The 876-nt window shown below is 45.2% G+C and carries 1 protein-coding gene; it reads right to left on the bottom strand.

What is annotated here, in order from left to right:
• Positions 1 to 368, bottom strand: a 368-nt coding sequence (locus BVJ53_RS14170) for a GcrA family cell cycle regulator (RefSeq protein ID WP_331250571.1), incomplete at its 3' end; no start/stop codon positions are given.
• Positions 369 to 876: the final 508 nt, after the last annotated feature.

Here is an 876-nt window from a genome sequence, read left to right on the forward strand (position 1 = left end):
TGTTCTGCTTCAACTAACGGCCTGATTTGTATCTTGCTTTGATACAACGTTGCTTCAGGCGTCTGCTTCCAGAAGTTGCTTGTGGCACGTACAAGCTCCCACTTGGTGTAATCATACCCGTGAGCTTCCAGCACCTCTCTAGGCGTCATTTTGTGACCCCTGACAACCTTTAGAATGGTTTCACTGGACTGTGTGCCGTCTGAATCGTATTCATTCTTGACTGGTTTTTGGAACTCGATACCAAGCCGTCTTGCTTTTCCCTGCAACGCATCATAGCTAATCCCGAGTTTGTCGGCTGTCTCGCGTCTGGTAAAGCCTTCAGAGGCGAGCTTCCTAATGTCACTGATTTGTTCATCTGTCCATTGCATCTACTCGCCTCCTGAAATATGTATAAAAATAGCACCTCACATGAAGTGAAGTGCTATAGTCCGGTGCCTTCTACTATGGACCCCAAGACTAAAAGCGAGCGGACGGAGTTGCGCCGTCCTGTTTCAGCATCGAGTAACTAGTATCAATGTCTATTCTGTTGCTCGCATAATTGATGGGCGATCCGTACCAGCCCCATCTTGGTCTCAAAGCTATAGTCAATGAAACGCTTATCCTTGTATCGATAGCAAGGCAATCTCACGCTCCGGCCACGCGTCGGCCTCACGTCTCGGCAATATCGCTGGTCGGGATTTGCACCCGACATGATAGATGAATGTTACAACGTTTCTCTATAAGATTCAAAATCAACGTATCTGGAATTAACTGTTTTTGGTTTCCCTTCTGGATAAAAGGTAATACTTCTTCTACCTTTTATATCTTCAAATGGTATCAAATAAAAAGTCTTCGTGTCCTTATGAACAGCACACAATATATCAAACGATTTGGCGT

Source organism: Lacticaseibacillus chiayiensis (assembly GCF_004123795.1).
GTDB lineage: Bacteria > Bacillota > Bacilli > Lactobacillales > Lactobacillaceae > Lacticaseibacillus > Lacticaseibacillus chiayiensis.